Raw genomic sequence first — 18,096 nt, forward strand, 5'->3', positions numbered from 1 at the left:
TCCGTGCAGATGAAGCCCGGTGGCCGGAATGCGGCAAGTGCCTCCCCCGCGCTGCCGCTACTGCGGCGCAGCCACGCGGCTGGCCTCCACCGCCTCCGATGCCGTAGGCTTGGACAACAGGTCGAATGACTTTCCGGCGCCCGATATGCGGCACGGATACGACCCTGCGATCACTGTTCATATCTCCGGGGGAATCCGCGCATGATCCGTGTCTATCTGGTCGACGATCACGAAATGGTCCGCACCGGGTTCCGGGCACTGCTGACCCAGCATCCGGAATTTTCCGTCGTGGGCGAAGCCAGCACTGGCGAGGAAGCACTTGCCGGCCTGCGCGAAACGCCCGCCGATGTAGTGCTGTGCGATCTGCATCTGCCCGGCATCAGCGGTCTGGAAGTCACCGACCGGCTGATCCGTGGTGGCAGCGAGGCGCGCGTGATCGTGGTTTCCGCCCAGGAGGACGGGCCGCTGCCCAGGCGCGTGCTCAATGCCGGTGCCAGCGGTTATCTGGGCAAGGCCGCGCCGAGCGAGGAACTGCTGCGCGCGATCCGCGATGTCTCCCGTGGCAAGCGCTACATCTCGGCCACGGTCGCCCAGCAGATGGCGATCAGCAGCCTGGACACCACCGGCTCGCCGTTCGAGCAGCTTTCGGTACGCGAGCTGGAAGTGGCGATGCTGCTGATCCAGGGCCTGCGCATGACCACGATCGCCGAGCGCCTGAATCTGAGCGCCAAGACCGTGGCCACACACAAGTACAACCTGTTCGCCAAACTGCATGTCAACGACATCGCCTCGCTGACGAAGATGGCGATGCAGCACGGTCTGAGCGAACCGCAGCTGGTCTGATCCGGAGCCGATACCCGTCCCGGCCCCGCGCCTACAAGACATTTCCCGACGCAAAAATCACAACGGCCCGCCGCAGGATGCGACGGGCCGTTGTTTGTGCTGCGGTTGTTCCGCCAATTCAGGCGTCGGGACGTTCCGAAGGCAGCGGCAACGGCAGGCTGTCCTGGGTGCTGTCGACAGGCGGCTGATCCGCGTCCTGCTCTGCTTCATCCGCCAATGCATCGGTGACGGTTGCTGCATCGGCCGTGCCGTCAGCCTGGCTGGCGACGGGTGGCACCTCCGGCACCTCGAACAGCGGCGGGCGCGGACGCGAATGCAGTGCGCTGGATACCGCGCTGGCCACCGAGATCCGCCCGGTTTCATCCGGCGCACGCAGCGAGAAGGGCTCCGGCGGCGCATCGAATACCGAATCAGTGGCACCGGCCTTGGCCTCGGACTTCGGCGCTACGCTGGTTTCCGGCTTGTGTTCGCCGGCGCCCTTGGGAGCCGTGGCCTTCGCTGCCGAAGAGCCGGTGCCAGAGCCGGTGCCGGAGGCTTCGTCGGCAGGCTTGGTCGCGGACGCCACTGGATCAGCGGCAGCCGGTGAAGCGCTGCCGGATTCGGTCGCTGCGGCCTGTGCAGCTTCCTTGTGCTCCGGCGTGGCTCGCCCTGGCTCTGCTGTCTTGTTCTGCTTCTGGTCCGGAGCGGAAGCCGTTTCCGTCGGCTTGGCAGGTTCGACTGCTGCGGCCGGAGCCGGAGCCGGAGCCGGAGCCGGAGCCGGAGCCGGTACAGATGCAGATGCAGATGCAGATGCAGATGCAGATGCAGGTGCAGATGCAGGTGCAGATGCAGGTGCAGATGCAGATGCAGGTGCAGATGCAGATGCAGGTGCAGATGCAGATGCAGGTGCAGGTGCAGGTGCAGGTGCAGGTGCAGGTGCAGGTGCAGGTGCAGGTGCAGCGCCCTGCTTCGGCGCTGCGGCGTGGCCGGTTTCAGCAGGCGCTTGATCCGGCTTGGTGGACGCTGCGTCCGGCCTTGTGGCGCGGTCACCGCGTGCAGGTGCCGGAGTGTCCGATGCGGATGTTCCGTCACGTGGAGCCGCTTCGGCAGTTTCAGCAACTTCAGTAGCTGCAACTGGAGCTGGAGCTGGAACAGGCGCGGCAACGGCCGCAGTAGTCACCGCCGTTGCAGCCGCAGCGGCAGCGGCTGGCGCAGATGTTGCGGCCTCGTCAGACGCCGGCTCACCGGCGGGCTTGCGCGTGCCGCGCGAGCGACGTGGTGCAGGTGCCGGGGCAGGTGCGACAGCTTCGGTAGCGGACGATTCCTGCGCGGCATCACCGCCGTCACTGTCGTCATTGCCGTCTTCATCATCCAGATCGATGGAATCCAGCAGATTCTCGCCGGCCGCCACATCCTGACGGCGACGACGGCGCCCACCACGGCGTCCACGGCGGCGACGTGCCGGCGTGGCCTCGCTGCCGGCTTCGGTGGCCGGGGTTTCGCCCGGCGTCGCATCCACGGTGGCGGTCGGCATCTTGCGTGCCTCCTCGACGGCCGGATCCACCGTCACCACCACGGCAGCGGCGGCGGACTTGGCTGCATCGCTGCCGCGTTCACTGGCCGCAGCCGGCTTCTGGCGCGGCACGTCCTGCCGGTTGTCCTGCTTTGGTGCATCGGGTTTCTGGTTGTCGCGACCTTCCTAGCGGCCCTGCTGCGCTCGTCCGTCACGCCGCCCGCTGTTGCCGCTGGCGTCGCGCTTGCCGCCGCCATCACGGGCTGCGGCGTCCTGTCGTTGACCACGGTTGTTGCCGTTGTTGCCGCGCGTTTCCTGCGCCTGCTGGCGGTTGCGATCACGACCATCGCGTGCCTTGTCCTGACCGCGGCCGTCGCGTCGCCCACTCTGGGCCAAACGCGCATCCTGGCGACCCTTGCCACCACGATCCGTTGCCGTGGCGGATGCCGCCGCGTCGTCGCCACCGGTGAAAAAGGCCATCAGCCGTGCGAAGAATCCAGGCTTGGCCTGCTTGACCGGCTGCCGGGCCACGGCGGGTGCTGCGGCGGCCGGTGCCGGCACTTCCTGCCGCACCGGAGCCGGCTGCGCCGGACGCACTGCGGTCACGGCCGGGGTCGGCGGGACGTTGAGGTTGGCCTTGGTCAGCGCGTGCGTTTCCTGCTTGCGCGGGCTGGTGCGCTGGTAACTGGGGCGGCCGCTTTCCTCGCCCAGCTCGTTTTCGCGCAGGCGGCTCACGTTGAAGTGCGGAGTTTCCATCTGCGCATCGGCCACGATCACCAACGGCACGTCGTGGCGCTGTTCGATCTCCAGCAGCGCGCGGCGCTTTTCGTTGAGCAGATAGTTGGCGATCTCGTCCGGAGCCTGCACCAGCACCTGGCCGGTGTTGTCCTTCATCGCCTGCTCTTCCAGCAGGCGCAGGATCGACAGCGACAGCGACTCGACACTGCGCATGCGGCCATGGCCTTCGCAGCGCGGGCAGACGATCTGGCTGGATTCGCCCAAGCTCGGGCGCAGCCGCTGGCGACTCATTTCCAGCAGGCCGAAGCGCGAAATGCGGCCGACCTGGACCCGCGCACGGTCGTACTTGAGCGCCTGCGCCAGACGATTCTCGACTTCGCGCTGGTGCTTGTTGGAACCCATATCGATGAAGTCGATGACCACCAGGCCGCCCAGATCGCGCAGACGCAGCTGGCGCGCGACCTCGTCGGCGGCTTCCAGATTGGTGTTGAGCGCGGTTTCCTCGATGTCGCCACCTTTGGTGGCACGCGCCGAGTTGACGTCGATCGCTGTCAGCGCTTCGGTCTGGTCCACCACGATCGAGCCACCGGACGGCAGCCGCACCGAGCGCTCGTAGGCGTTCTCGATCTGGCTTTCGATCTGGAAGCGGTTGAACAGCGGCGTGGTGTCCTCGTACAGCTTGAGCTTGCGCAGGTTCTGCGGCATCACCTGCTGCACGAATTCACGCGCATCCTCGAACATTTCCTTGCTGTCGATCAGGATCTCGCCGATGTCGGCGCGCAGATAGTCGCGCAGCGCGCGGATGATCAGGCGGCTTTCCTGATAGATCAGGAACGGTGCCGGCTTGGACAGCGCCGCATCGGTGATCGCCTTCCACACCTGCAATAGATAGTCGACGTCCCATTGCAGCTCGTCGGCATCGCGGCCGACGCCGGCGGTGCGGATGATCACGCCCATGTCGTCGGGGATGTTGAGCTTGTCCAGCGCTTCCTTCAGCGCGGCGCGGTCATCGCCTTCGATGCGGCGCGAGACGCCACCGGCGCTGGGGCTGTTGGGCATCAGCACCAGATAACGGCCGGCCAGCGAAATGAAGGTGGTCAGCGCCGCGCCCTTGTTGCCGCGCTCTTCCTTGTCCACCTGCACGACCACCTCCTGGCCTTCGCGCAGCAGTTCCTTGATCGTGGACTTGTTGGGATTGGCACCCTCGACGAAGTAGTCGCGGGAGATTTCCTTCAGCGGAAGGAAGCCGTGCTTGTCGCCGCCGTATTCGACGAAGGCCGCTTCAAGTGAGGGTTCGAGCCGGGTGATGCGGCCCTTGTAGATGTTGGATTTCTTCTGCTCTTTCGAGGGTTGTTCGATATCGATGTCGTACAGGGTCTGGCCATCGACGATGGCCACACGCAACTCTTCCTGCTGAGTTGCGTTGATCAGCATTCTTTTCATTGGATTGTCATTCCTAACGCGCTCTTACCGCGAGGAACGCCGGGGCTCCGCGCCCAGTTTCGGGGGCAGCCGCCGCGCATCGCGCAGGCCACTGCCATGCAGAATCTCCAGCGCTTCAAACCGTCGGGCGTTTCCCACGGGAGCGCAATTCAAAACCTTCAAGGGGACCGGAAGACGCTTGCGCGCCAGCCCGGTATGGAAGCCGGAAAGCCGATGTCGGCACTTCCCGGGCGAACGGTCTGCCCGCCATCAACCACAGCAGCAGGTACACTGGCACACAAGTTGCGCGCCGCTGCCAAAGCCGTGTCGGAACCATCGCTGCCCGCCCGCGACACATGGGCGAACAGCCAAATCAGGACGTTATCTCGCTCTCTTAGTGTAGCAATGCCATGACAACGGCGGCAAACGGGCCCGGAAACGGGGTCCGGCTGGTGCAGGTCGATCCCGACCGCGCCGGCCAGCGCATCGACAATTTCCTCACCACCCAGCTCAAGGGCGCGCCACGCTCGTTGATCTACCGCCTGCTGCGCACCGGCCAGGTGCGGATCAACGGCAAGCGGGCCAAGCCCGAATCGCGTCTGGAAGGCGGCGACCAGGTGCGCATTCCGCCGGTGCGTCTGGATCATCCCGGTGATGCCCGCACCCCGCCGGCCGGCCTGCTGGCGAAACTGGAAGCGGCCATCGTGTTCGAGGATGCGCGCCTGCTGGCCTTGAACAAACCCTCCGGCCTGGCCAGCCACGGCGGCAGCGGCATCGACTTTGGTGCGATCGAATCACTGCGTGCACTGCGCCCGAATCAGAAACTGGAGCTGGTGCACCGGCTGGACCGCGACACCTCCGGCCTGCTGGTGATCGCGAAAAAGCGCGCAGCCCTGGTCGAGCTCCAGGCGCTGCTGCGCGAAGACGGCGGCAGCGGCATGAACAAGCGCTACCTGACCCTTCTGAGCGGACGCCTGCCCGACGGCGTGATCACGGTCGATGCGCCATTGCATATCGGTCTGCGTCAGGGCGGCGAACGCCATGTGCAGGTCAATCCGCAGGGCAAGCCTTCGATCAGCCACTTCCAGGTGCTGGAGCGGCGCGGCGGCCATTCGTATTGCCAAGTGCGGATCGAAACCGGACGCACCCACCAGATCCGCGCCCATGCCCGCCACATCGGCCACCCGGTGGCTGGCGATGACAAATACGGCGACGAGGCGATCAATCGCCGCCTGCGCGAACAGACTGGCCTGCGTCGCCTGTTCCTGCACGCGGCCTCGCTCGAATTCACACTCGATGCCGGTGCCACGCCCTATCTTCTGAACGCGCCGCTGGCGCCGGATCTGGGACAGGCGCTGGACCGGCTGGGCTGAGATCGCAGCCCGGCGCGTCACGCCTGCACGCATTTCGCGTCCTGCAACCGTGCGCAAGGCGTTATCCTGCGCCGGTTATCCGCCATTGCACTCCCGGAGGCGTCATGTTCACCCGTCTGGCCAATGTTTTCCGTGGCTTCCTGTCGTTGTTCGTTTCGGGCATCGAGAAGCGCAACCCCGAAGCCCTGCTGGAACTGGAGCAGGAAAACCTGCGCAAGCAGATCGGCAGTTACAACCAGAGCCTGGCCGCGCATGCCGGCCTGGCCGAGCGCCTGATGAGCCAGGTGCGCAAACTGGAGGCCGAGGAAAACGATCTGCGCGCCAAGACCCGCGCCCATCTTCGCGCCGGCAACCAGTCCGCCGCCGCGCAACTGGCGCTTCGTTTGCAGACCGTGGTGCGCGAACTGGAAGAAAACCGCAGCCAGCTCGGCCAGGCCGAGGAGACCTACCAGAACCTGGTCAAGGCGCGCGATGTGGCGGTCAGCGCCGCGCGCGCCAAGATCGACGGCCTCAAGGGCGCGATCAACGACATGCGGATGAAGAAGGCGGTGGCCGACATGAACGAAATGGCGGCCGGCATGATCGGCCAGATCGGCGGCTCCGGCGACACCCTCAACCGCCTGCACGAGATGGTCGAAGAAGAACGCACCAAGCAGGCCGGGCGCGCGCGCGTGGCCAAGGATTCGATCGACATGGGCGACATCCATCTGAAGGAAGTCGAACAGCAAGCCTTGGCCGACCAGGCGCTGGCCGATTTCGCCGCCGCCGAAGGCTTGACCATCGAAGGCGCACCGTTGCCGCAGCCGGCCGAACGCAGCATGGGTTCCATGCCGCGCCAGAGCGACAGCGAATCGACCTGACCATTGGTTCCCTCGCCCCTGCCTGCGGGGGAAAGGGCCAGGGTGAGGGGGCGAGCGCCACGGGCGCGAGTGCTTTTGCTTCCAAGTGATCGCGAACAGCTCCCTCATCCCACTCCCTCTTCCGGCGGGAGAGGGGCTGTAGCCTCGAAGTTTTGGACCCGACACCGATGCCACTGGAACCGCACGCACCCGACTGGCTCCCGGAACTGGCGCTGGCCTACGAAAGCGGCGCGCACGGGCAGTTCGTGCTGTACGGCAATGTCGCCGACCGCTTTCCGCTCGGTGGCCGGCTGGTATCGCTGACACGTTATCTGGATGCGCAACTGCTGGCCGGCTTCCAGATCGTGTTCGGTTACGACGCCGGCAACGGCCTGTCGCTGCTGCGCGGTGCCGAGCGGCTGCGCGAATGGCCGGCGTTCGAGAAACTCGGGCCGCTGCCGCGCGAACCGCGTGCCGCGATGGAAGTGGTGGCGCGCTATCTGCGCTACCGCGCCAACCTGCGCGCGCTGGGGCGTGGCGAGGACGAACATGTCGCGCTGATCGCACGCGGCGTCGACCAGTGGCTGCCGGGCGGGCGCCAGGGCGATTTCGAGATCGCCAGCCTCGCCAGCCTGATGCGCGATTTCGCCACCGAGCCGCCGTTCTCCGAGCTGCCGTTCGCCAGTTTCCTGCTGGCCGACAACCTCAACGATCTGCACCCGCAAGTCGCGTTCAATCCACGCGCCGCCCGCGTGCATGTGCCGCTGCCCGATGTGGCGATGCTGACCCGCGCACTGGCGCAGTTGCGGGTGGATCATCCGGCCGCGTTCGATCCGGGCGAAGGCGATGAGCGCCATGCGCAGGCATTGGCGGGGGTCAGTATCAGCGCGCTGCAGAGCCTGGTGCGGCAGCGCGCGCACGCCGGCCGGCCGTTGCAGCCGGCCGATCATGTGCAGGTCAAGAAATCGCTGGTCGAGGACGAGGCCAGCGGGCTGGTGGACTTTGTCGAATCGCACCGCACCCTGGACGACTACCACGCGCCCGGCGCCCTCAAGGACTGGCTGCGCCAGGACATCGCACTGTGGCGGGCCGGCCAGCTACGCGCGCTGCCGATGGGTTACCTGTTCTGTGGCCCGGTCGGCACCGGCAAGACCTTTCTGGTCGAATGTCTGGCCGGCGAGGCCGGCGTGCCGGTGGTCAAACTGAAGAACTTCCGCGACCGCTGGGTGGGTTCTTCCGAAGGCAATCTGGAAAAGATCTTCCGCCTGATCCGCGCGCTTGGGCGTTGCATCGTGTTCATCGACGAGGCCGACCAGTCGCTCGGACGGCGCGACGCTGGCAGCAGCGATTCGGGCCTGTCCGGCCGGCTGTACTCGATGATCGCGCAGGAAATGAGCGATTCGGGCAACCGTGGCCGGCTGATGTGGATTCTGGCCTCCTCGCGTCCGGACCTGATCGAAGTCGACCTGAAACGCCCCGGCCGGGTCGATGTGAAGGTGCCGCTGCTGCCCACCGCCACGGCGGACGAAAGCGCGGCCTTGCTGAATGCCTTGCTGAAGCGTTTCGACATCGCGCCCGGGATCGAAGCGCTTTCACAGCTGCCATTGCCGCTGCTGTTGACACCCGGCGCGGCCGAGGCACTGGCGGTCAAGGTCTACCGCACCGTGCATACCGGATCGGTGACCCCGCTGGAAGCGCTGGCCAGCGCGCTGTCCGGCTACCGCGCGCCGGTGCCGGCTGATGTGATGGCCTTCCAGATGCACATCGCGATCCGCGAGGCCACCGACATGCAGTTCGTGCCCGAAGCATTGCGCCATTACGGTCAGGCCGATGCACAGGTGGTGCCATGAGCCTGCCGCGCCGGCTCTGGGCGGCGTTCGTCGCGCGCCCGCTCGGGATGCCGGTGCCGCCCAATTTCTTCGCACTGGCGGCATTCGGTTTGCTGGGTGCCTTTGTCAGCCCGGGTTTCTGGGTACTCGGCGCCGGGCTGGAAATCGCCTATCTGGCATGGCTGGCCAACAACCGCCGTTTCCGCGCCACGCTGGACGCCCACTCCGATGCCGATGACCCGGCCGAACGCCGCTACCGCCACCTGCTCGACGGTCTTTCCGGCGAACGTCGTGCCCGCCAGCAGGCGCTGGAACAGCGTGCCAGCGACATCATCGCGCTGTTGCAGGCCGACCCGATCATGCGCACCCATACCGACAGCATCGAGCAATTGGTCTGGCTGCATCTGCGCATGCTCAGCGCCGGCCAGGCGATCAGCCAGGTGGTGGCGACCGCCGGCGAGGAAAGCGAACGCCTGCAACAACAGGAAGACCAGATCGACTCCCGTCTGGCGCAGCCGGATCTGGACAGCGAGCTGCGCCGCAGCCTGCAACAGCAAAAGCAGGTCATCGATGCGCGCCAGTCCGCACACCTTGAAGCGGCGCGGCGCAAGGAACGCATCCACGCCGAACTGGCCCGCATCGACCAGCAGGTCGCGCTGATCCGCGAACAGGCATTGCTGTCCGGCGATGAGCGCCGCATCGGCAGCTCGCTCGACGCGCTGACCTCGGCCTTCAACGAGGCCGACCGCTGGCTCGACAGCCAGCGTGATCTGCTCGGCGCGCTGGATCTGGATGAAACCGCCTCACTGCCCTCGCGCGTATTGCGCGGCGGCCGCACCCCGTCTTCGAAACGCGCGCCCGAAGGAGTCTCCCGATGAAAGCCCTCCGCTTTGCCTGCTGCACCTCGCCTGGCACCGCCCATCAGCGCGGTGGCGCGATCGGTATCGTCATCACCCTGCTGCTGGTGCTGGGCCTGCTGGCGCTCGGCGGCTGGCTGGTATTGCGTGACACCCGCCCCGGCGATCCAGGCGATTCTCCCGGCACCGCCATGCAGATCCGCGACCGTGCGATCAATGCACCGGACCCGATCGAACCACTGACCACGCTGCCGGTGCTGGACGCCGCCGCGCCCTACCAGCCGCAGGGCGACATCATCGATGTGGACATCAGCGAATACGCCGGCTACGCCGGCCTGGTCGTCGCCAATGGCGGTCTGGCGCCGAACCCGGATTCGTTCTTTGCAAGGAATTACGGTTTCCAGGTGCGTCTGGTGCTGGCCGAGGAAGAAGGCTGGTCCAAGCTCAACAACGGCCGTATCGCAGCCTCGGTGACGACGGCCGATGCGCTGGCCGTGCTCGGACGCCAGTTCGACATCGTGGTGCCGGCGCAGATCGGTTTTTCGCGCGGCGCCGACCAGGTTGTCGTGGATACCGGCATCACCTCGGTCAACCAGCTCAAGGGCAAGACCCTGGCGGCCTCGCAGTTCAACGAAAGCGAATTCTTTATCCGTTACCTCGCCTCCGAAGCCAGCGTGCCGGTCAAGGTGCTGCGCGATCTGGACGCCAAACCGGCGGCGAACGAACTGGGGCTGGTGTTCTACGAGGACGCCTTCGTCGCCTGCGATGCCTACGAGGCTGAGCGCGCGAGCCGCGAGCCGCGCCTGCACGGCTGCGTCGGCTGGTCGCCGCGCACCGACGAGGTCGTGGCCGCCTCCGGCGGCGGCGCCAAGGTGCTGGTGTCCAACCGCAACCTGCTGATCATCGCCGACCTGCTGCTGGTCAACCGCGGCTTCGCGCAAAACCATCCCGAATGGGTCAAGGGACTGGTGCACGGCCTGCTGGAAGGCAACCGTCTGGTACGCGACCAGCCCGACGCGCAACTGGACACCATCGCGCGCGCCTTCGACTGGAGCCGCGCCGATACCGAGGCCGAACTGCGCAAGGTGCATCTGTCCAACCTGCCGGAGAACCTGGCCTTCTTCAACGGCCAGATCGACGCGGCCGGCTCGTTCCAGGGCATCTACCAGTCCTCGGTGCTGGCCTACGGCAATCTGGTCCGCAACCCGGCCGATCCGACGCGTTTCGTCGACAGCACGCACCTGGATGCGCTCGCCGCCGACGGCCAGTTCGCCCACCAGACCATCGCGATCGCGCCGATCCGTACCGGCAGCGGCACCATTTCGCTGGAAGGCGATGCGTTGCTGAGCCGCGACATCCGCTTCTTCTTCGAACCCAACTCGGCAGTGCTGGAGCGCGACGCGCCGCAGAACCTGCAATATCTGGAAACCATCCGCAATTACCTTCAGGTCAGCCCCGGCTCGATCGTGCTGCTGCGCGGCCATGTCGACGACGCGCGCCGGGCCGAATTCGAGAAACAGGGCGGCCAGGCACTGGTCCGCAACATGGCACTGAAGGCGATGGAACTGTCGCGCCAGCGCGCGCAGGCGGTGCGTGAGGCGCTGCTGCAACGCTATCCGAACATCCCCGAATCGCGGCTGGAACTGGTCGGACGCGGCTGGGAAGAGCCGGCCGGCCCCGACAGCGACCAGAACCGCCGCGTCGAGGTGCAATGGTTCACGCTCGAATGAGCACCACACCGCCTCCGCAACGGCCGCGCGCGTGGCGCCTGCTGCGCATCGCGCTGATCGGGGTGGCGCTGTCTCTGGTCAGCGCCAACGTGCTGCTCAACACTGCGCTGCTCGAACCGCTGCTCAACCGCAAACCGGAAAAATTCACCTTGGAATGGCAGCGCGGCCTGATGCTGTGGCCCGGCCACATCACGCTGTGGGATGTGGACATGCGCGGCCAGGCGCGGCGCAACGCGTGGCGGATCCAGGCCGAAAAGGTCAGCGGTCGCATCGCGCTGTGGCCGCTGCTGCGCAAGGAACTGCGCTTCACTGCGATCCACGGCCAGGCACCCCGGATCGCGGTGCAGCGGATGGACAACGACATCGCCCCGATGCCACCGCGCGACAACGCCTTGCGGCTGGTATTCCAGAATGTGGAAGTGGATTCGCCGCTGCATTTTTCCTTCAACCAGCTTGAGATCAGCGGCCACGCGAAGGCGCGGGCAAGCTGGCGCCATCAGCTGCGCGGCGGCGAGTTCGCACTGGAACCCTCCACCCTGCAACTGGACGACGCCAGCGCGCGGCGCGGTGAACGCGAACTGCTGCGCGAACTGCAACTGGAAGCACAGGCGCAGATTTCCCCGCACCGCCGGCGCGAACATCCCGGCCTTGCGATGCTGGCGCTGCTGCAACTCGACGCGCACCTGGACGGCGCCACGCCGGGCATCGAACTGGCCGTGGACGACAGCTTCGATGTCAGCTCGGAACTGTATCCGGGGCTGGGCACGCTGGCTGCGCATGTGCGGCTGGATCACGGCCAGATCGGCAACGAGAGCGAGCTGCTGCTGCGCACCCCGATCCGCGCCGTGACTCATGCCGGCAACCACGCCGATGACGACGCGCTGCTGCGGTTGGATGCCGGCGATGGCCGTTTGCGCATGCAACTGGATCTGCCACCCGTCGCGGACCTGCTGCAACGCGCCCGCGCGCGGCTGCGGCTGGATTCCAACCAGCTTCCATTGCCGCCCTGGGAGCCGCACTGGGATCGGATCGAAGGCGAAGTCGATCTACATGCGCGCTTTTCCTCGCTGGCACTGGTGCAGCCGCTGCTGACGAAACTGCGCGGTTTCACCCTGGACGGTCGCGGCGATGTCGAAGGCCGCATCCTGCTGGCCGAAGGGCAACTGGCAGCCGGCACCGAAGTCACCGTGCACGAGGCTGATTTCAAATTGCAGGCCTATTCGCACCTGTTCCACGGCGCGGCCCGCGCCCGTGCACGCTTCACCCCGGGCGAGGACGGCCAGCCGCAGGCCCACGCCGAAGTGCGGCTGGATCGCTTCGACCTGTCACCCGCCAGTGACGGGGCGCAGGTGCTGGGTTCAGGCCGCGACCTGCTGCTGGAGCTGGTCACCAGTGGCAATCTGATGCAGATGCGCGACCGGCTCGATGCGCGTCTTCAGTTCAGCGATGTGCGCCTGCCCGATCTTTCCCGCTTCAACCGCTACCTGCCGCGCGATGGCGTGCAACTGCTGTCCGGCAGCGGCCGCATCGGCGCCGACATGCGGATGCAGGTGCCACGGGACCGCAACGGCGGCCGCCTGCGCCTGGCCGCCTCCGGCGCAGCGCTGCGACTGGGCGAGATGGTGTTGCGCAGCGATCTGGATATCGACGCACAACTGGAAGCCGGCAGCCTGGAAGACCGCCACTTCTCGCTGCCCGGCACCCGCATCTCGCTGCGCCGCGCCGCAATCATCGAGCCCGCCGACGAACGCGTCGAAAACTGGTGGGCCAGCGCCGACATCCGCAATGGCCAGGTCACGCTGGGCGAACCACTGGACCTGACCGCTTCAGCCCAGGTCGACATGCTCAACATCGCGCCGCTGCTGTCGATGTTCGCGCAACGCAAACGCTTCCCGCGCTGGATCAGGCGCACGATCGATGCCGGCCAGACCAAGGTTTCAGCGCAGGTCGAAATGCGCGGCCAGCGCGTGACGCTGGACCACGTCTTCGCCAGCAACGAGCGTTTCGACGTGCAGGCGCGCCTGCGCCTGGGCGAACAAAAGCCGGACGGCCAGCTCTACGCGCGCTGGGGCCTGCTCGGCATGGGCGTGCAACTGGCCCACGGCGAACGCGAATTCCATCTGGCCGGTGCGAAGAAATGGTTCGACGAACAGGCCGCCTACCTGCCCAAACCCCGCTCCCCGCCGCGCACGCCGTAAGGAACCTCTGAGCAAGCCGTCATTCCGGCGAAAGCCGGGCCTCCAACAGCCGAATGGCTGGTCATCCAGCTCTCCGGCAAGTCATTGAAAAGTTCGATCCCGGCTTTCGCCTGGATGACGTTATGAGACTTGATCAGAGTTTCCCTGGCCTTGCCGCCCATCCCGGCGCCACCTCCGGTGCGGCCCGGCCTGCAAGGCGGGCTATCATTCCGGGCCTTGCCCCACTCGCCCCACGGCCTTTTGCATGAGCGTCCACAACAGCGTCCTCGAACTGATCGGCAACACGCCGATGATCAAGCTCCGCCACCTCGATACCGGCCCTTGCGAGCTGTATCTGAAACTGGAAAGCGCCAACCCCGGCGGCTCGATCAAGGACCGCATCGGACTGTCGATGATCGAAGCGGCGGAGAAAGCCGGCAAGATCAAACCCGGCGACACCCTGGTCGAAGGCACCGCCGGCAACACCGGCATCGGCCTGGCGCTGGTGGCGCAGGCCAAGGGCTACCGGCTGATCCTCGTGGTGCCGGACAAGATGAGCCGCGAGAAGATCTTCAACCTGAAGGCGATGGGCGCGGAAGTGGTGCTGACCCGCTCGGACGTGGCCAAGGGCCATCCGCAGTATTACCAGGACATGGCGCAACGCATCGCGCAGGAAACACCCGGCGCGTACTTCATCAACCAGTTCGGCAACCCGGACAACCCGCGCGCGCATTACGAAACCACCGGCCCGGAAATCCTGCACCAGATGGACGGGCGCATCGACGCCTTCGTGTTCGGCTGCGGTTCGTCCGGCACGATGACCGGGCTGTCCCGTTATTTCGCCGAGCATTCCCCGGATACCGAACTGGTACTGGCCGATCCGGTCGGCTCGATCCTGACCCAGTACATCAACGAAGGCGTGCTCAGCGCCAAGTCCGGAAGCTGGATGGTCGAAGGCATCGGCGAGGACTTCTTGCCGGATATTTCCGACTTCTCCCGTGTGAAAAAAGCCTACGCCATCCCCGACAAGGATAGCTTCCTGACCGCCCGCGAATTGCTGGCCAAGGAAGGCATCCTCGGCGGCTCGACCACCGGCACCCTGCTGGCCGCCGCCTTGCGTTACTGCCGCGAACAGACCGAGCCCAAGCGCGTGGTCTCGCTGGTTCCCGATACCGGCAACAAGTACCTGTCGAAGATGTACAACGACTACTGGATGCTGGACAACGGCTTCCTCGAACGCGAACAGCATGGCGACCTGCGCGACCTGATCCTGCGCCCCTACAGCCAGCGCGACACCGTCGTCGTGGCGCCTGGCGATCTGCTGACCGTGGCCTACCAGCGCATGAAGCTGTACGACGTCAGCCAGCTGCCGGTGATGGATGGCGACCGCATCGTCGGCATCCTCGATGAATCGGACGTGCTGCTGCACGTCTACGGCGACGAAACCCGCTTCCGCGATCCGGTCTCCACCGCGATGGTGGAAAAGCTGGAGAAGATCAGCGTGAATTCACCCGTCGAAGCGCTGCTGCCGGTGTTCAACCGCGGCCACGTCGCCATCGTCGTGGATGGCGAACGCTTCCTCGGCCTGATCACCCGCATCGACCTGCTGAACTGGCTGCGCCGGCGGGTGCAGTAAACACGCGGCACATCCGCAATATCCCGCTTCCGCCGTGGCTGCGCGCGCAGCGGCGGCGGGTTACAGTGACCGCATGTCCACACCCGCGCCCCGCCTTGCCACCTACGACGACCTGCTCGCGCTGCCACCCCACCGGGTAGGCGAGATCGTCGATGGCACGTTGTACAGCCATCCGCGCCCGGCACCCAGACATGCCCAAGCCGGCTCTGCACTGGGTTTCGAGCTTGGCGCGCCCTTCCATCAGGGACGCGGTGGCCCGGGCGGCTGGTGGATCCTGTTCGAGCCGGAATGTCATCTGGACGGCCATGTGCTGGTACCCGACTTCTCCGGTTGGCAGCGTGAGCGCATACCGACTCTGCCCGAAACAGCGTGGTTCGAGCTAGCACCGGACTGGGTCTGCGAAATCCTTTCACCCGCCACCGCACGGCTGGACCGGGTCCGGAAAATGCCGATCTACGCCCAGGCCGGCGTTCACCATCTATGGCTGATCGACCCGGAGCTGCGTACGCTGGAAGCCTACGAACGTCGCGACGCACACTGGCTGCTGACCGCCAGCCACTCCGAAGAGGACGTGGTGCGGATTCCACCCTTCGACGCCATCGAACTGGAACTGGGCCTGCTCTGGGCCTGAACCCGGAAGCAAAGCGCCCAACCACCCCACCACATCCCGTCTACCTGTCTGGATGGCAGGCGCGCCGTTGTATCCGGGCATGAGCTGATGCCCGCTGCGCAACCTGGCCACGGCCAGCACACGGCCATCAACAGCTATGATGGAAACCTTTTCCCAGCATGTGAATGCACGCATGAACCACCCCAAGTCCCACGGTCTTGGCACCCTTGCCATCCACGCCGGCCAATCTCCTGATCCGTCCACCGGCGCGGTGATGACGCCGATCTACGCTACTTCGACGTACGTGCAGCAAAGCCCCGGCGTGCATCAGGGCTTCGAATACAGCCGCAGCCACAACCCCACCCGCTTCGCTTACGAGCGCTGCGTGGCGGCGCTGGAAAGCGGCCAGCACGGCTACGCCTTCGCCTCCGGCCTGGCCGCAACCTCCACGGTGCTGGAAGCGCTGGATGCCGGCAGCCATGTGATCTGCATGGACGATGTCTACGGCGGCACCTTCCGCCTGCTGGAAGGCGTGCGGCGCCGCTCGGCCGGCATCCAGACCAGCTTTGTCGACCTGAACGACATGGACGCGCTGGCCGCCGCCGTGCGCCCGGAAACCCGGCTGATCTGGTGCGAAACCCCGACCAACCCGCTGCTGAAGATCGTCGATCTGGAGCGTCTGGCCGAGTTCGCCCGCAAGCGCAACATCCTGCTGGCCGTGGACAACACCTTCGCCTCGCCGATCCTGCAGCGCCCGCTGGAACTGGGCGCGCATCTGGTGATGCATTCGGCCACCAAATACCTCAACGGCCACTCCGACATCGTCGGCGGCATCGCCGTGGTCGGTGACGATGCCGAACTGGCCGAAAAGATGACCTATCTGCAGAACGCGGTTGGCGGGGTGCAGGGGCCGTTCGACAGCTTCCTCGCGCTGCGCGGACTGAAGACGCTGCACCTGCGCATGCGCGCGCACTGCGACAACGCGCTGGAACTGGCGCAGTGGCTGCAAACCCATCCGAAGGTGGAAAAGGTCATCCATCCGGGCCTGAACTCGCACCCGCAGCACGCGCTGGCCAAGCGCCAGATGCACGGCTTCGGCGGCATGATCAGCGTCTACGTCAAGGGCGGCCTGGACGGCGCGCGGCGCACGATGGAACGCACCGAACTGTTCGCCTGCGCCGAGTCGCTGGGCGGCGTGGAAAGTCTGGTCAACCATCCGGCGATCATGACCCACGCCTCGGTGCCAGCCGCCAGCCGGGAAAAACTCGGCATCCACGACAATCTGATCCGGCTTTCGGTCGGCGTCGAGGATGTCGCGGACCTGCGCCGTGATCTGGATGACGCGCTGAACGGCTGATCCCAAGTCCTGCCCGCCACCGCCAGTGCAGGCGGTGGCGGATACCCCGGCTGACCTGCATCACCTCCGGTTGCAACGCGCGGCCCTACAATGGCGCGCATGTTTCCCCTCTATCGCAAGGAATTCCGCCATGTCGCTTGATCCTGCCGTGCGCCAGCGCATCCAGTCGCTGCTGGACGAAAATGCCGTCGTGCTGTTCATGAAGGGCGTACCGGGTGCGCCGCAATGCGGCTTCTCGGCCAAGGCTTCCGGCATCCTGGAAAGCCTCGGCGTCGACTACGCCGGCGTCAACGTGCTGGCCGATGCGGAGATCCGCGAAGGCATCAAGGCCTACGGCAACTGGCCGACGATCCCGCAGCTGTACATCAAGGGCGAACTGGTCGGCGGCAGCGACATCATCGCCGGGCTGATGGACAGCGGCGAGCTGTTCGGCCTGCTCGGTGTGCCGGCGCCGGACCGTACTCCGCCGCAGATCAGCATCACCGCCGCCGCCGCCGACGCGATCCGCGGCGCGATGGCCGACGCAAACGGCATGGCGCTGCACCTTTCCATCGGCGCCCGCTACGAAGCCCAGTTCCAGCTGGCCCCGGCCGGTGCCGGTGATGTGGTTTCCGAATCGCAGGGCATCAAGGTGCATTTCGATCTGGCCAGTGCGCAGCGCGCACGCGGGCTGGAAATCGACTGGGTCGAAGACGTGCGCGGCGCCGGCCTGGTGATCCGCAACCCGAATGCACCGCCGCCGGTCAAATCCATCAGCGTGCGCGAACTGCACGACCGCATCGCCGCCGGCAGCATAGACGTGATCGACATCCGCCCGGCTCAGGCCCGCGCCGTCGCGCCGTTCCCACCGCCGCACGAAGTCCTCGACGAAGGTTCGCGCGCGCGCCTGGAAGCCCTGCCCAAGGAAATGCCCATCGCGTTCCTGTGCCACCACGGCCAGTCCTGCCGCCAGGCCGCCGAGCATTTCCGCAGCCTCGGCTTCCACGATCTCTACAACGTCGAAGGCGGCATCGACGCCTGGTCGGTCGAAATCGATCCAGCGGTGCCACGCTACTGATACCGGTCGCAGCGGCGACAATGTCAAGAATCGTCAACTCCCGCCGAAATCCGCAAAATCGCGGAAAAGCCGCGCCAATTGCGTTATTTTCCTGACTGGGTCCACATCGGAAACACCCGCGCGTACTTCCGATGTG

Annotated in this window: 14 protein-coding genes and 1 pseudogene; 12 read left to right on the top strand and 3 right to left on the bottom strand. The window is 66.1% G+C overall.

Annotated elements, in window-relative coordinates; genetic code table 11:
• The first annotated feature begins 201 nt into the window (after positions 1-201).
• Positions 202-843, top strand: coding sequence for a response regulator (locus tag WDB66_RS08110; RefSeq protein ID WP_339398044.1), 642 nt, complete (start codon positions 202-204; stop codon positions 841-843).
• Positions 844-961: 118 nt separating this feature from the next.
• Here WDB66_RS08110 and WDB66_RS15215 read toward each other — a convergent pair whose 3' ends face one another.
• Entirely contained in the window at positions 962-1,408 is a 447-nt protein-coding gene (locus WDB66_RS15215) for a hypothetical protein (protein WP_489670840.1), read from the bottom strand.
• 206 nt (positions 1,409-1,614) lie between these two features.
• On the opposite strand from WDB66_RS15215, the gene WDB66_RS15220 reads away from it, so the two are divergent.
• On the top strand, positions 1,615-1,950 hold the full coding sequence (locus WDB66_RS15220) for a hypothetical protein (RefSeq protein ID WP_489670841.1): 336 nt from the start codon (positions 1,615-1,617) through the stop codon (positions 1,948-1,950).
• A gap of 48 nt (positions 1,951-1,998) precedes the next feature.
• Here WDB66_RS15220 and WDB66_RS15225 read toward each other — a convergent pair whose 3' ends face one another.
• Complete coding sequence (locus tag WDB66_RS15225; protein ID WP_489670842.1) at positions 1,999-2,271, bottom strand: hypothetical protein; 273 nt, start codon at positions 2,269-2,271, stop codon at positions 1,999-2,001.
• Positions 2,272-2,524: 253 nt separating this feature from the next.
• Positions 2,525-4,507 (bottom strand): annotated as a pseudogene (locus WDB66_RS15230) (Rne/Rng family ribonuclease); the annotation flags it as partial.
• A gap of 398 nt (positions 4,508-4,905) precedes the next feature.
• Here WDB66_RS15230 and WDB66_RS08120 point away from each other — a divergent pair.
• From WDB66_RS08120 to grxD, 10 genes are all read left to right on the top strand, one after another.
• Positions 4,906-5,868, top strand: coding sequence for an RluA family pseudouridine synthase (locus WDB66_RS08120; RefSeq protein ID WP_339398045.1), 963 nt, complete (start codon positions 4,906-4,908; stop codon positions 5,866-5,868).
• A 104-nt stretch (positions 5,869-5,972) separates the two neighbouring features.
• Complete coding sequence (locus WDB66_RS08125; protein WP_339398046.1) at positions 5,973-6,728, top strand: PspA/IM30 family protein; 756 nt, start codon at positions 5,973-5,975, stop codon at positions 6,726-6,728.
• A gap of 167 nt (positions 6,729-6,895) precedes the next feature.
• On the top strand, positions 6,896-8,557 hold the full coding sequence (locus WDB66_RS08130) for an AAA family ATPase (protein ID WP_339398047.1): 1,662 nt from the start codon (positions 6,896-6,898) through the stop codon (positions 8,555-8,557).
• Complete coding sequence (locus WDB66_RS08135) at positions 8,554-9,414, top strand: hypothetical protein (protein WP_339398048.1); 861 nt, start codon at positions 8,554-8,556, stop codon at positions 9,412-9,414. The genes WDB66_RS08130 and WDB66_RS08135 overlap by 4 nt, the downstream gene beginning before the upstream one ends.
• Entirely contained in the window at positions 9,411-11,123 is a 1,713-nt protein-coding gene (locus WDB66_RS08140; protein ID WP_339398049.1) for a phosphate ABC transporter substrate-binding/OmpA family protein, read from the top strand. The genes WDB66_RS08135 and WDB66_RS08140 overlap by 4 nt, the downstream gene beginning before the upstream one ends.
• Positions 11,120-13,321, top strand: coding sequence for an AsmA family protein (locus tag WDB66_RS08145; protein ID WP_339398050.1), 2,202 nt, complete (start codon positions 11,120-11,122; stop codon positions 13,319-13,321). Before WDB66_RS08140 ends, WDB66_RS08145 begins: the two co-directional genes overlap by 4 nt.
• Before the next feature lie 244 nt (positions 13,322-13,565).
• Complete coding sequence (locus WDB66_RS08150) at positions 13,566-14,936, top strand: pyridoxal-phosphate dependent enzyme (protein ID WP_339398051.1); 1,371 nt, start codon at positions 13,566-13,568, stop codon at positions 14,934-14,936.
• A 73-nt stretch (positions 14,937-15,009) separates the two neighbouring features.
• A complete protein-coding gene (locus WDB66_RS08155) occupies positions 15,010-15,567 on the top strand; it encodes a Uma2 family endonuclease (protein ID WP_339398052.1) in 558 nt (185 codons plus the stop codon).
• A 172-nt stretch (positions 15,568-15,739) separates the two neighbouring features.
• Positions 15,740-16,903, top strand: coding sequence for a cystathionine gamma-synthase (locus WDB66_RS08160; protein ID WP_339398053.1), 1,164 nt, complete (start codon positions 15,740-15,742; stop codon positions 16,901-16,903).
• Between the two features lie 130 nt (positions 16,904-17,033).
• On the top strand, positions 17,034-17,960 hold the full coding sequence (grxD, locus tag WDB66_RS08165; protein ID WP_339398054.1) for a Grx4 family monothiol glutaredoxin: 927 nt from the start codon (positions 17,034-17,036) through the stop codon (positions 17,958-17,960).
• Positions 17,961-18,096: the final 136 nt, after the last annotated feature.

This window comes from Denitratimonas organivorans (genome assembly GCF_037478135.1).
In the GTDB taxonomy this organism is placed as follows: Bacteria; Pseudomonadota; Gammaproteobacteria; order Xanthomonadales; family Xanthomonadaceae; genus Denitratimonas.